The 12,526-nt window shown below is 68.6% G+C and carries 12 protein-coding genes and 1 other RNA gene; 1 reads left to right on the plus strand and 12 read right to left on the minus strand.

The features are described 5' to 3' along the window. Positions 1-11: 11 nt before the first annotated feature. From mraY to AC1RUS_RS17095, 12 genes are all read right to left on the minus strand, one after another. On the minus strand, positions 12-1,124 hold the full coding sequence (mraY, locus tag AC1RUS_RS17040; RefSeq protein ID WP_492917790.1) for a phospho-N-acetylmuramoyl-pentapeptide-transferase: 1,113 nt from the start codon (positions 1,122-1,124) through the stop codon (positions 12-14). Further along, positions 1,124-2,527, minus strand: a complete 1,404-nt coding sequence (locus AC1RUS_RS17045) for a UDP-N-acetylmuramoyl-tripeptide--D-alanyl-D-alanine ligase (RefSeq protein ID WP_492917791.1) — start codon at positions 2,525-2,527, stop codon at positions 1,124-1,126. The genes mraY and AC1RUS_RS17045 overlap by 1 nt, the downstream gene beginning before the upstream one ends. Continuing rightward, on the minus strand, positions 2,520-3,977 hold the full coding sequence (locus AC1RUS_RS17050) for a UDP-N-acetylmuramoyl-L-alanyl-D-glutamate--2,6-diaminopimelate ligase (protein ID WP_492917793.1): 1,458 nt from the start codon (positions 3,975-3,977) through the stop codon (positions 2,520-2,522). Before AC1RUS_RS17050 ends, AC1RUS_RS17045 begins: the two co-directional genes overlap by 8 nt. Next, positions 3,974-5,737, minus strand: coding sequence for a peptidoglycan D,D-transpeptidase FtsI family protein (locus AC1RUS_RS17055; protein ID WP_492917794.1), 1,764 nt, complete (start codon positions 5,735-5,737; stop codon positions 3,974-3,976). Before AC1RUS_RS17055 ends, AC1RUS_RS17050 begins: the two co-directional genes overlap by 4 nt. Next, positions 5,734-6,165, minus strand: a complete 432-nt coding sequence (gene ftsL / locus AC1RUS_RS17060; RefSeq protein WP_492917795.1) for a cell division protein FtsL — start codon at positions 6,163-6,165, stop codon at positions 5,734-5,736. Before ftsL ends, AC1RUS_RS17055 begins: the two co-directional genes overlap by 4 nt. After that, positions 6,162-7,100 carry a 16S rRNA (cytosine(1402)-N(4))-methyltransferase RsmH gene (gene rsmH, locus AC1RUS_RS17065; RefSeq protein WP_492917796.1) on the minus strand — a complete coding sequence of 313 codons (939 nt, stop codon included), beginning with the start codon at positions 7,098-7,100 and terminating at the stop codon, positions 6,162-6,164. The genes ftsL and rsmH overlap by 4 nt, the downstream gene beginning before the upstream one ends. Next, the gene (locus AC1RUS_RS17070; RefSeq protein WP_492917797.1) at positions 7,097-7,561 is read right to left on the minus strand and encodes a division/cell wall cluster transcriptional repressor MraZ; all 465 of its coding nucleotides are present in this window, start codon (positions 7,559-7,561) and stop codon (positions 7,097-7,099) included. The genes rsmH and AC1RUS_RS17070 overlap by 4 nt, the downstream gene beginning before the upstream one ends. A gap of 299 nt (positions 7,562-7,860) precedes the next feature. After that, positions 7,861-8,254: RNase P RNA component class A (gene rnpB / locus AC1RUS_RS17075), an RNA gene on the minus strand. A 35-nt stretch (positions 8,255-8,289) separates the two neighbouring features. Beyond that, complete coding sequence (locus AC1RUS_RS17080; RefSeq protein WP_492917798.1) at positions 8,290-8,499, minus strand: hypothetical protein; 210 nt, start codon at positions 8,497-8,499, stop codon at positions 8,290-8,292. 159 nt (positions 8,500-8,658) lie between these two features. Then, complete coding sequence (locus tag AC1RUS_RS17085; RefSeq protein ID WP_492917799.1) at positions 8,659-9,270, minus strand: FMN-binding negative transcriptional regulator; 612 nt, start codon at positions 9,268-9,270, stop codon at positions 8,659-8,661. Next, positions 9,270-9,995: an N-acetylmuramoyl-L-alanine amidase gene (locus AC1RUS_RS17090; protein ID WP_492917800.1), complete on the minus strand. Its 726-nt coding sequence runs from the start codon at positions 9,993-9,995 to the stop codon at positions 9,270-9,272. Before AC1RUS_RS17090 ends, AC1RUS_RS17085 begins: the two co-directional genes overlap by 1 nt. Beyond that, a complete protein-coding gene (locus AC1RUS_RS17095) occupies positions 9,992-10,885 on the minus strand; it encodes a DMT family transporter (protein WP_492917801.1) in 894 nt (297 codons plus the stop codon). The genes AC1RUS_RS17090 and AC1RUS_RS17095 overlap by 4 nt, the downstream gene beginning before the upstream one ends. Before the next feature lie 161 nt (positions 10,886-11,046). Here AC1RUS_RS17095 and AC1RUS_RS17100 point away from each other — a divergent pair, with 161 nt between their 5' ends. Next, a complete protein-coding gene (locus tag AC1RUS_RS17100; protein WP_492917802.1) occupies positions 11,047-12,525 on the plus strand; it encodes a flavin-containing monooxygenase in 1,479 nt (492 codons plus the stop codon). Position 12,526 lies beyond the last annotated feature (1 nt).

A 12,526-nucleotide genomic window follows, 5' to 3' on the forward strand; every position in this document is an offset into this window, starting at 1 on the left:
CCGGCGTCTCCCTAGCGCAGCTTCAGCGTGGCGAGGCCGACGAAGGACAGCATCATCGCCACGATCCAGAAGCGGATCACGACGGTGGATTCAGCCCAGCCCAGCTTCTCGAAATGGTGGTGGATCGGCGCCATCAGGAAGACCCGCTTGCCGGTCTTCTTGAAGTAGGCGACCTGGATCATGACGCTCAGCGCCTCGGCCACGAACAGGCCGCCGACGATGCCCAGCACCAGCTCGTGCTTGGCGCAGACGGCGATCGCGCCCAGCGCGCCGCCGAGGGCCAGCGAGCCGGTGTCGCCCATGAAGATCTTGGCCGGCGGGGCGTTGTACCAGAGGAAGCCCATGCCCCCGCCGATGATGGCGCCGCACAGCACCGCCAGCTCGCCGACACCCGGCGCGAAGTGCAGGTTCAGATAGTCGGCGAAGCGGTAGTTGCCGACGAGGTAGGCGATCAGGCCGAAGGTCGAGGCGGCGAACATCACCGGCACGATGGCCAGGCCGTCCAGCCCGTCGGTCAGGTTCACGGCGTTGGAGAAGCCCGCGATCGTGACAGCCGCGAACACCACGTAGAACCAGCCCAGATTGATCACCAGCGCCTTGAAGATCGGGAAGACCACGCTGGTCTCCATGCCCGGGGTCATCGGCGACTTGGGCGCGAACAGGATCAGGATGACGGTGGCGATGATGGCCACGGCGAACTGCGCGACCAGCTTCTGAACGCTGGAGAGGCCGGCCGTGGTCTGCTTTGTGACCTTGGCGTAGTCGTCCATGAAGCCGAGGATCCCGTAGCTGCCGGTGATCAGCAGCACGACCCAGACGTGGATGTTGCGCAGGTCGGCCCACAGCAGGGCCCCGACGAACAGGCCGGCCAGGATCATGAAGCCGCCCATGGTGGGCGTGCCGGCCTTTTCGGTGACGTGGCGGGCGATGCCGTCGGTGCGGATCGGCTGGCCCTTGCCCTGCTTGGCCTTCATCCAGCGGATGAAGCGCGAGCCCATGGCCACCGCGACGATATAGGCCGTCAGCATGGCCATGCCGGTGCGGAAGGTCAGGTACTTGAGCAGGTTGAGCAGCGGCACGTGATCGTGCGCGCGCGCCAGCCATTCGTAGACGAAGTACAGCATCAGCCCTGTTCCCCAAGGTCGAGCGCGGCCAGGGCCCGGGCGACGACCCCGGCCTTGGAGCCGTTCGACCCCTTCACCATCACCACGTCGCCCGGCGCGATTTCCGCCGCCAACAGTGGCGTTAACTTTTCAGAAACTTCGGCGTAGCCGCCCCGCCGAGTCGGCGGAAGCGCCTCCCACAGCGATTTCATGTGGATGCCCGCCAGAAAGACGCGATCGACCTTGGCCGCGTCGAGCGGCTCCGCAAGCTCGGCGTGAAACCGCGCGCTGCCCTCGCCCAATTCGAGCATGTCGGTCAGCACCGCGATGCGCTTTCCGGCGACCTTCCGCGCGCCCAGCGTCTTCAGCGCCGCCTGCATCGAGACCGGATTGGCGTTGTAGCTCTCGTCGACCAGGGTGAAGGCGCCGCCCTCGATCCTGACAGTTTTCTCGGCGCCGCGGCCCTCGATCGGCTCGAAGGTCGCCAGGGCCTGCAGGGCGATCTCGCGCGAGACGCCCAGGGCTTCCAGCATCAGCAGCACGCACAGGCTGTTGGGGCCCCAGTGGACGCCGGTCTGCAGGATCGGGAAGCTGATCGCCTCGCCGCGCAGCACCGCCGAGACGGTCGCGCCGTCGGCGTGGACGTCGAAGCCGGTCAGCTGGGCGGTGACGCCCTCGTGCGAGCCGAAGCTCCAGATGCGCGCGCCGGCCTTCTCGGCCTCCTCGCTCAGAAGCGCGAACCAGGGATTGTCGGCGTTCAGCACCGCCACGCCCTCGGGCTCCAGGCCGGCGAAGATTTCGGCCTTGGCGCGGGCGACGCCCTCCTCGCCGTCGGCGAAATTCTCCAGGTGGACCGGGCCGACCGTGGTGATGGCCACCGCATGCGGGCGGATCATCCGCGACAGGGGCACGATCTCCTCGGCGTGGTTCATGCCCACCTCGAACACGGCGCGCTCGGTGTCGCGCGGCATGCGGGCCAGGGTCAGGGGTACGCCGATGTGGTTGTTGTACGACTTCACCGAGGCGTGGGCCTTGCCGGCCAGGCGCAGGCCGGCCTCGACGGCGCGGGTGACGCTGGTCTTGCCGACCGAGCCGGTCACCGCGCCGCGACGGGCCTGAGGCGCGCGCAGGCGAGCCGCCTCGCCCAGGCGTTCCAGGCCCCGGAAGGTGTCCTCGACCAGCACCGCCGGCACGGCGACGGGCTTGGAGACCAGGGCCCCGGCCGCGCCCTTGTCATTGGTCTGGACCACGAACTCGTGCCCGTCGCGCGCGCCCGTGAGCGCCACGAACAGGTCGCCGGCCTCGATGCTGCGGCTGTCGATCGACACGCCGGTGGCGGCGAAATTCTGGATCACCTTGCCGTCGGTGGCCTTGGAGATCTCCTGGGCGGTCCAGAGGGGCGTGATCTGGGAAGCGTCAGACATGGGCCATCTCCAGCGCGGCCAGGGTCTCGGCCACATCGTCGAACGGGTGGTTCACGCCGGCCACCAGCTGGCCCTGCTCGTGACCCTTGCCGGCCACCACCAGAACATCGCCTTCGGACAGCTGGGCGGCGGCGGCGCGGATGGCCGCCCTGCGGTCGCCGATCTCGGTGGCGCCGGGGGCGGCTTCCAGGATGGCGGCGCGGATCGAGCCGGGTTCTTCCGAGCGCGGGTTGTCGTCGGTGACGATGGCGACGTCGGCTAGGCGCGCGGCGATGGCGCCCATCAGGGGCCGCTTGCCGCGATCGCGATCGCCGCCCGCGCCGAACACCACGATCAGCTTGCCGGCCGTGTGCGGGCGCAGGGCTTCCAGGACGGTCTCCAGGCCGTCCGGGGTGTGGGCGTAGTCGACATAGGCCTCGCCGCCCCTCGATCCGCGTCCGACGCGCTGCAGCCTTCCGGCCGCGCCTTCCAGGCTCTCCAGGGCCTTCAGCACGGCGGCCGTGTCCTCGCCGGCGGCGATGCACAGACCGGCGGCGACCAGCACGTTGCTGGCCTGGAAGGCCCCGGCCAGCGGCAGTTGCACGGTGTGGGTCTGGCCGGCGGCCTCGACCGTCAGGGTCTGGCCGTGCGGCGTCAGGACACGCGAGACGAGCTTCAGCCCCTGCCCTTCGTCGCCGACCGAGAACACGCTCTGGCCCGAGGTCACCGCGCTGGCGGCGAAGATCGGAAAGGCGTCGCTGTCGCTGTTGAGGACGGCGGTCGTCCCCATCGGCAGCAGGGTGTCGAACAGGCGCAGCTTGGCGGCGCGATAGGCCTCCATCGAGCCGTGATAGTCCAGGTGGTCCTGGGTGAAGTTGGTGAAGCCGGCGGCGGTCAGCTTGACCCCGTCCAGGCGGCGCTGGTCGACGCCGTGCGACGAGGCCTCGACCGCCAGGTGGGTCACGCCCATGCCGGCCAGCCTGGCCATCATCTCGGCGACATCGGCGGCGTCAGGGGTGGTCAGGCCCGGCGGGGTCAGTTGCTGGTCCGCAGCGCCGGGGCCGCTGACCACGACGCCCAGGGTCCCCATGCTGGCGGCCTTGTGGCCCAGCTTGGCGAAGATCTGACGACAGAAGCCGGCCACCGAGGTCTTGCCGTTGGTGCCGGTGATCGCCACGCAAACCGCCGGCTGCGCGCCCCAGAAGGCGGCCGAGGCCAGGGCGTAGGCGCGGCGGGGATCCTCGACCTTCACGGTCGGGACCGAGAAGTCGTCCATGCCCACAGGACCCAGCACGGCGGCCGCGCCGGCGGCGATGGCGCCTGGCGCGAAGCTGGCGCCGTCGACCTTCGTGCCCGGCAGGGCCGCGAACAGCGTGCCCGGGCCGACCTTGCGGCTGTCGGCCGTCACACCGTTGATCACCGGGTCGGCGTCAAGCTCGCGCTGCAGAAGGGCGGAAAGCGTCTTGGTCACAGGCCAGTCCCGGGGTTGGCGGTCGTCGAGGAAGCGGTCGTCACGATCTCGGGCCGGCGATGCACGCCGAGGAACGGCGCGATGCGGGCGATCACCCGGCCGGCCGCCGGCGCGGCGACCCAGCCGCCGGTCGACTGGCCGCCCGAGCCCGGGCTGCCATGCGGCTCGTCCAGCAGGATCAGCACGAAGTAGCGGTCGGCCTCCACCCCGCCCTCGGTCGGGAAGGTCGAGGCGAAGGACGAGACCTGCTTCTGGTGGTTGTAGCCCTTGATCGTCGGATCGTACTTTTCGCCGGTGCCGGTCTTGCCGCCCACCGACAGGCCGGGCACGTCGGCCTTGCCGCCGCTGCCGCCCAGACCCGGCACGACGTTGGCGCGCATGATCTTCAGCATCTCGGCCGAGGTTTCCTCGCTCAGCACGCGCTGCCCCTCGGGGCGGACCCCGGGGGCCATCTTCTTGATGGTCAGGGGCAGGATCGTGCCGCCGTTCAACAGCGCGCCCATCGCCCGGGTCAGGGCCAGGGGGCTGACGTTCATGCCGTGGCCGAACGAGGTGGAGGCCACCGCGTCGACGTTCCAGACCTTGGGGGTCAGCGGATAGGCCGACTCCGCCAGCTCGATCTTGGCCGGCTTGGTCAGGCCCAGGCTGGCGAAGTACTGGCTCAGGCGCTGGCCGCCGATGGCTTCGGCCAGCTTGGCGGTGCCGATGTTGGACGAGACCTGGAACACCTCGATCAGGGTCAGGATCTTATGCTTGGCGTGGAAGTCGTGGATCGTCCGGTAGCCCAGCTTGAAGGGCTCGCGGGCGTCGAAGGTCGAGTTGGGCGTGGCCACGCCGGTGTCCAGGCCGATGGCCACGGTGAAGGCCTTGAAGGTCGAGCCCATCTCGTAGACCGAGGCCGCCGCGCGGTTCAGCTTCTGGTCGTCGGTGGCGTCGCCAGCCTTGTTGGGGTCGAAGTCGGGATAGCTGGCCAGGCCCAGGATTTCGCCGGTGTGGACGTTGGTGACGATGCCGACCGCGCCCTTGGGCTGGAACTCCAGCGCCGCCTTGCGCAGCTCGTCCTCCAGAGCGGCCTGCACCCGCACATCGATCGACAGGGTCGTGGGACCGCCTCCGCCGGCGGCGCCGCGGATCGGCTTGTCCAGGGCGCGCTCGGCGCCGGCCAGGCCCTTGCCGCCGCTGTCGACGAAGCCGATCAGGTGCGCGGCCGTAGCGCCCAGCGGATACATCCGCCGGCCCTGGTCCTCGAACGAGATGCCCGGCAGGCCCAGATTGAAGATGGCGTCCTTCTCGTCGGGGGTCAGGCCGCCGACCAGGAAGGTGCGGCGGTCGCCGAACACCACCTTGTCCAGGCGCTTGGCCGGAACCTGCGGCAGGGCGTGGCCCAGCGAACGGCGGGCCTCCTGTTTGTCCCAGACCTCGCGCGGATCGACATAGAGGGCGTAGTGGGTCAGGTCGACGGCCAGCAGGCGGCCGTCGCGGTCGACCAGATCGCCGCGCGCGCCCTCGGTCGAGGCCAGGAAGCCATTGCCCTTGCCGACATCGGAGAACAGGGCCGAGTAGCTGGCGCCCAGGCCCAGGCCGACGAAGCACAGACCGAAGAAGGCGCCCACGAAGAAGATGCGGATGCGGGTGTCGTCTTCGGGCTTGGCCGCGGCGCGAGAGCGCTCGAAGGCGTGCTCCAGGCGCCAGACGCGCTCGATCAGCCAGCGCCAGGCGCCGGGCTGAAAACCTTGCGGACCCAGGTTGGCGAGGCTCAATGCAGAACCTCCGGCTGGGGCGGCGCATCCGGTGTCGGCTCGGGCGCGTCGGAGGCCAGGTCCGAGGCCGCGACCGGCGCGGTCGGCAGCTGGACCGGCTTGGCGGGCTCGTGATGGCGCGCAACGTCGATCAGCGCGTCCTCGGTGACCTCGTGGCTGGCGGCGATCGGCTGGAGGCCCATGGCCACGGCCAGCTGCTCGATGCGGCGCGGCTGCTCCAGGAAGGCGACCTCGGCCTGAAGCAGGCGCGTGCGGGTCTTCTCGTCCTCGATCTGCGCCTCGATGCGGGTGATCTCGTTGCGCTCGCGGCCGGCCACGGTCTTGGCCAGGTAGACGCTGGTGACCAGGGTGAGCAGGATGCCCAGGCCGACCACCTCGACGACCCGGAAGCCGCGGACGCGGCGATTGAACAACTGGGACACGCTCATGCGGCGGCCTCCCACACGGGGGCCGTCGTGCGCACGGCGGCGCGCAGCTTCGATGAGCGGGCGCGCGGATTGGCGGCCAGCTCGGCCTCGCCCGGCGCGATGGCCTTGTTGGCGATCAGCTGGAAGCTGGCCGGCGCGCCGGCCTGGACCGGCGGCAGGTGGCGCGACCCGCCCGGCGTGCGCCCCGCCCGCTCGGCCAGGTAGTTCTTCACGATGCGGTCTTCCAGCGAATGGAAGGTCACCACCGCAAGGCGGCCGCCCGGCTTGAGGATGCGCTCGGCGGCCGCGAGGCCGGCTTCCAGCTCGCCCAACTCGTCATTGACCGCGATGCGCAGCCCCTGGAACGAGCGGGTGGCAGGATGGACCTTGGCGCCCTTGCGGCCGCCCAGGGCGCGCTCGATCACGTGGGCCAGGTCCAGCGTGCGCTCGAACTTCCGCTCCTCGCGACGGCGGACGATGAAGCTGGCGATGCGGCGCGAGGCGTGCTCCTCGCCATAGACATAGAGGATGCGGGCCAGCTCAACCTGGTCCAGCTCATTGACGAGGTCGGCGGCGGTCGGACCGGTGTCGGCCATCCGCATGTCCAGCGGGCCGTCGCGCATGAACGAAAAGCCGCGCTCGGCCTCGTCCAGCTGCATGGACGACACGCCGATATCCAGCACCACGCCGTCGACCGACTGCGGCTCGAAATGCTCGGCCATCCGCGAGAAGCGGTCCTGCACCAGGCGGAAGCGGTCGCCCGGCAGGCCTTCGGTGAAGCGCTGGACGGTCGGGTCGCGGTCGAAGCCGACCACGCTGGCGCCGGTCGCCAGGATCGCGCGGGTGTAGCCGCCCGCCCCGAAGGTGCCGTCGATGATGACGTCGCCCGGCTTGGCGGCCAGGGCCTCGACGACCTCGTCCAGCAGGACGGAGATATGCGGAGCCGCTTCGGTCATGCGCCGGCCAATCGCGCCGTGCGCTGCTGAACGCGCATCGCCGCCAGGCCCTCGCGGGCCAGCTCGCGCTGCGCCGCGCGATGGGCCTGGAAGGCCTCGCGCGACCAAATCTGAAAACGCTCGCCCATGCCGACGACGGTCACCCAATCACTAAGACCGAACATCTCGCACAGGTGGTCGGGAAGCGTAATGCGACCAGCTGTATCAAAGGAAAGCTTGGCCATGCCGCCCAGCACGCTGGTCTCCAGCGCGGTGCGGACCGGATCGCCGAACTCCAGCTCCTCGATCACGCCCAGGTAACGGTCGAACAAGGCTTTTCCGCCACCTTCCAGGCAATCGGCCTCGATCGAGGGAAAGCAGAACACGCCGTCGAAGGGACCCGAGACAGCGGCGCGGAAGTCCTGCGGCACAACGATGCGCCGCTTGCTGTCCACCTGCTTCTCGAACGTCGAGAGGAACACGCCCTACCCCTGCCAAGCCCCGGCCGGATCGCAAATTCCCAGTGCGTCCGACCCAACTGGGTTAACATGGGATGAATTGGGAAACAATGACACCAACGGCCGTTTCGCCGTGAAAACAAAGATGTCGCACCGGTTAACGACAGGCGGTCGCAAGCTATCAACAGAACATACACAGAACTATTAAGTGTTGAGGGCGCGCAAAGGCTTGCTCCGTAAAGGAACCCGCGTTCGACAAGCTGGGATTGGGCTGGGATTGGGGACACCCGCCACCTCCCCGCCACATTCAAGACGGGGAGAGACGGACCAGACGGTCTATAAGCCGGGTTCTGTGCCACCCTCGACCCGAAGGGCGAGAGCGCGACGATCATTCCTCTGGACCGCCCATTGCTGGACGGTTCTCGCGACCTACCCGAACCCTCTCAGCCAGTGACGGCCTATCCGACGCGAGGCCGGCGCGGGGTCCCTATTCGGTCTTGCTCCAGGCGGGGCTTGCCATGCCGTCCCTGTCGCCAGGTCCGCGGTGGGCTCTTACCCCACCCTTTCACCCTTCCCGCCCTCGAAAGGGAGGAGGTTTGCTTTCTGTGGCGCTATCCCTGGGATCGCTCCCGGCGGGCGTTACCCGCCGCCTTGTCACCGTGGAGCCCGGACTTTCCTCGACCCTCTTGCGAGGACCGCGACCGCCCGACCATCTGGTCCGAGCGGTTCAATGACGGCCAAAGGCCGGTGGGTCAAGCCGGGCTCTTGCGCCCGACCGACAACAGCAGCGCCAGCGGACGCGCGATCCAGAACGGCGTACCGACCGGAAAGAACTCATAAGGATGGCCCGGCGGCAGCCGCAGGCCGCGCAAGTGCGCTTCGCTGGCCTCAAGACGCGCGCGTCGGGGGCTGGGCGAGCTGGAGCGGGTCTGGAAGATTCGCTTCGGTGTCGTCGTCATCATTACCACGCCTCGATCCGCCCCCACGGCCAGACTAGTTCTGGTTGACGTCGAGAACATGACTCAATGGCGGCAGCTTGGCTTCCGCAATCGTCATACCTGTTAACCACATTTCGTGACTGGTTGCGACAAGGGCACAAAGGACGCCCGGCTGCTCGCCTCTTACGCGAGAGCCGAGTCCTGGCGCATCAGCGCGGCCAGCGGGTGATCGCCCAGACCGGCGGCCGCGCCTAGGCGGTCGGCGTCCTTCTTGTTCTGCGACAGCTTGAAGGTTCCCTCCAGGCGATCGACGTAAAGCCGCCCGCCGACGATGCCGCGCAGCAGCGCCTCGAACCTGCCCGCCGCCATCTTGTGGCGGGTCCAGGCGGGCTTGGGCGCCAGACGCGCCTCTTCCTGTTCGGACAGGCTGTCGAGCTGCTCAATCAGCTCGGCCTCGTCCAGCACGGCGACAGAGCCCTCGGCCTCGACCGAGAGGTAGTTCCAGGTCGGCACCTGGTCGGCGCTCTCGTACCAGTCGGGGCTGACATAGGCGTCGGGCCCCGTGGCCAGCAGCACGGCGCGGAAGCCCTGCACCAGGTGCGGAGCCAGGGTGTTGCCACGCGACAGGTGGAAGTCGACGACCAGCTCGTCGTGCATCTCGCGGACCACCGCCGGAGCCTGGGCCACCATCGGCCGACCACCGACGCTGGCGGCCAGGGTCATGAACGGGTGCTCGCGCAGGAAGGCGATCAGCCGCGCGCGATCCTCGACATGGAACGACCGGGCCGGATGCATCAGTCGCCGGCCCGCAGCAGGCCCACCAGCCGGGCGCGGGTCTCGCCGTCGGCGATGCCGTCGAAGCGGCTCTGCAGCCAGTGGCGCTGGAAGGCCGAGACCACCGTCGTGGTCCAGGCGTCGTACTTGCCCGAGGGGGCGCAGTCGTAGCCCAGGCGAGTCAGACCGGCCTGAAGCGCGAAGACGCCCGTGCCCTCTTCGCCCTCGCCCAACGGCGCGCCTGGCGACGGGGGCGGCTCGATCCACAGGCCGTGACCGCTTTCGGCCAGGCGCTTCCAGGGGAACAGCTCGCCCGGATCGATCTTGCGGGCGGGCGCAATGTCGGAATGGCCCAGGATGCGGCTGTCGGAGATCATCCAGCGCGAGCGCACGTCGGCCAGCAGGTTGATCACCGAGGCGATCTGGGCGTCGGGAAAGGCGCGATAGCCGAACTCGTGGCCGGGATTGACGATCTCGATGCCGATCGAGGCCGAGTTGATGTCCTTGACGCCCTTCCAGAACGCGGCCCCGGCGTGCCAGGCGCGGCGCTCTTCGGCCACCAGGCGGAAGATGCGGCCGTCTTCCTCGACGACATAGTGGGCCGAGACCTTGGCCTCGGGGTCGCGCAGGCGCTCGATGGCGCCCTCGCCCGTCTCCATGCCGGTATAGTGCAGGATCACGCAGTCGGGCACGGCCTTGCGGGCGTCGAAATTGGGCGACGGGGTCTCGATGAGGGACAGGGTCATTGGGATCGGTTCCTCATCAGAAGCAGCAGCGGCATGACCTGGTTCTTGCGCAGGGCGATGATCAGCACGCCGATCAGGGCCAGGGCCGCGCCGACGCCCATCTTCAGGTCGACATGGTCGTGGGTGACCAGCACGCCCAGACCGATGGTCATCAGCGGGGTCATCAGGGTGAGCGGCGCGATCAGATTGGCCTCGTAGCGCTGGATCAGGCCGTAATAGGCGGTGTGGGCGACCACCGAAACCACCAGGGCCGAAAACAGCACCGCCGCCACGAACGGCCAGCCGGCGTGGACGGCCAGGCCGAAACCGCCCGGCTCGCTAACGGCGCTCAGGCCGGCCAACGGCCAGACCGAGCAGAACCCGACCCAGGCCTGGAACTGCAGGGGTCTGACGCCCTCGACCTGTTTCATCATCACCGCGCCCAGCGAGCCGGCCAGGGCCGCCGCCGCGATCAGCCACAGGCCGGCCGACAGCTGCAGGCCATGCGGGCTCCACATCACCGTCACCGCCCCGGCCAGGGTCAGGGCGATGCCTAGACCGCGCTTCCAGCGGATGCGCTCGCCCAGCATCAGCATCGACAGGATGGTGGTGAAGGGCACGCCCAGCTGGATGATCACCGAGGCCGCCGACGGCGAGGCGGTCTTGAAACCCATGAACAGCAGGGCGAAGTTCCCCGCGCCCATCAGCAGCGCCACCGCCACGATCCGCCAGGTCGGGCGCGGCGCCGGCAGCAGCCAGGGCAAGGTCGCCAGGGCGACCAGCGCGAACCGCACCGACGCATAGAACAGCGGCGGCACGCCCCAGTGGGCGACCACGATCTTGGAGATGATGTTGTTGCCGGCCCAGACCAGGCAGATCAGGACCAGCACGCCGAAATCGCGCAGGGACATGGCCCCCCGCATACGCGTCTCGCGCCGCGTCGCCAATGAAAACCGACGCGGTGAGTCTGGAGCAGGTTGACGCTAGGTCTAAACGGTCGTTTGTTGGTGAACATTGATCAGATACACGAGATCCGGGACAGCCGGATCCGATCCTCTGGGGCGGAAACGGCATGGCGACACCTGAGCATTTCGACGTTCTGATCGTGGGCGCGGGCCTCTCGGGCATCGGCGCGGGCTACCACCTGCAGGCAAACTGTCCGGGCAAGACCTACGCGATCCTCGAGGGCCGCGAGGCCATCGGCGGCACCTGGGACCTGTTCCGCTATCCGGGCATCCGGTCGGACAGCGACATGTACACTCTGGGCTATTCGTTCAAGCCGTGGCGCGAGGCCAAGGCCATCGCAGACGGCCCGTCGATCCTGAAATACGTCCGCGAGACCGCCGCCGAGCACGGGATCGACCGACACATCCGCTACCGCCACCAAGTCAAACGCGCCAGCTGGTCCAGCGAAACCGTCGCCTGGACGGTCGAGGTGGAACGCGGCGAAACCGGCGAGACCGCAGCCTACACCTGCAATTTCCTCTACATGTGCGCCGGCTACTACAATTACGCGGCCGGCTATACGCCCGACTTTCCGGGCGTCGAAAGCTTCGGCGGCAAGCTGGTCCACCCCCAGCACTGGCCCGAAAACCTCGACTACGCGGGCAAGCGCGTGGTGGTGATCGGCAGCGGCGCCACCGCCGTGACCCTGGTGCCGGAAATGGCCCGCACCGCCGCCCACGTCACCATGCTGCAGCGCTCGCCGACCTATGTGGTCTCGCGCCCGGCCGAGGATCCCGTCGCCAACTGGCTGCGCGCCAAGCTGCCGGCCATGACCGCCTATGGGATCACCCGCTGGAAGAACGTGCTGCTGACGATGCTGTTCTTCAACATCGCCCGCAAGAAGCCCGAGAAGACCAAGGAGCGCCTGATCGGCCTGGTGCGCGAGCAGCTGGGCCCCGACTACGACGTCGAGACCCACTTCACGCCCCGCTACAATCCCTGGGATCAGCGCCTGTGCCTGGTGCCCGACGCCGACCTCTTCGCCGCGCTGAAGGCCGGCTCGGCCTCGGTGGTCACCGACCATATCGAGACCTTCACGCCGACGGGCCTGACGCTGAAGTCCGGCAAGACCCTGGACGCCGACATCGTCGTCACCGCCACGGGCCTGAACATGCAGCTGCTCAGCGGCATGGAGGTTGTGGTCGACGGCGTCGTCGCCGACCTCTCCCAGTCGATGAGCTACAAGGGCATGATGTTCAGCGACGTGCCGAACCTGGCCTCGGCGTTCGGCTACACCAACGCCTCGTGGACGCTGAAGGCCGACCTGACCAGCGAGTACGTCTGCAAGCTGCTCAACCACATGGACCGCAACGGCCTGGCCTATTGCGTGCCCCGCGTCGACGCGGCCGGCATGGAGATCGAGCCCTGGCTGGACTTCACCTCCGGCTACGTCCAGCGGGCCATGGAGAAGTTCCCCAAGCAGGGCAAGAAGAAGCCCTGGAAGGCCTATCAGAACTACGCCCTGGACCTGATGGCCCTGAAGCTGGGCCGCGTGGACGATGGCGCGATGACGTTCAGCCGCAAGAAGGACAAGGCGGCGGCCTGAA

This window comes from Caulobacter sp. GW821-FHT10F06 (genome assembly GCF_058809215.1).

Coding starts and splice junctions, on each gene's coding strand:
- AC1RUS_RS17090 (WP_492917800.1), bottom strand. CDS start 9,995: ATGACCCTGTCCCTCATCGAGACCCCGTCGCCCAATTTCGACGCCCGC.
- AC1RUS_RS17080 (WP_492917798.1), bottom strand. CDS start 8,499: ATGATGACGACGACACCGAAGCGAATCTTCCAGACCCGCTCCAGCTCG.
- ftsL (WP_492917795.1), bottom strand. CDS start 6,165: ATGAGCGTGTCCCAGTTGTTCAATCGCCGCGTCCGCGGCTTCCGGGTC.
- mraY (WP_492917790.1), bottom strand. CDS start 1,124: ATGCTGTACTTCGTCTACGAATGGCTGGCGCGCGCGCACGATCACGTG.
- AC1RUS_RS17085 (WP_492917799.1), bottom strand. CDS start 9,270: ATGCATCCGGCCCGGTCGTTCCATGTCGAGGATCGCGCGCGGCTGATC.
- AC1RUS_RS17095 (WP_492917801.1), bottom strand. CDS start 10,885: ATGTCCCTGCGCGATTTCGGCGTGCTGGTCCTGATCTGCCTGGTCTGG.
- AC1RUS_RS17100 (WP_492917802.1), top strand. CDS start 11,047: ATGGCGACACCTGAGCATTTCGACGTTCTGATCGTGGGCGCGGGCCTC.
- rsmH (WP_492917796.1), bottom strand. CDS start 7,100: ATGACCGAAGCGGCTCCGCATATCTCCGTCCTGCTGGACGAGGTCGTC.
- AC1RUS_RS17045 (WP_492917791.1), bottom strand. CDS start 2,527: ATGTCTGACGCTTCCCAGATCACGCCCCTCTGGACCGCCCAGGAGATC.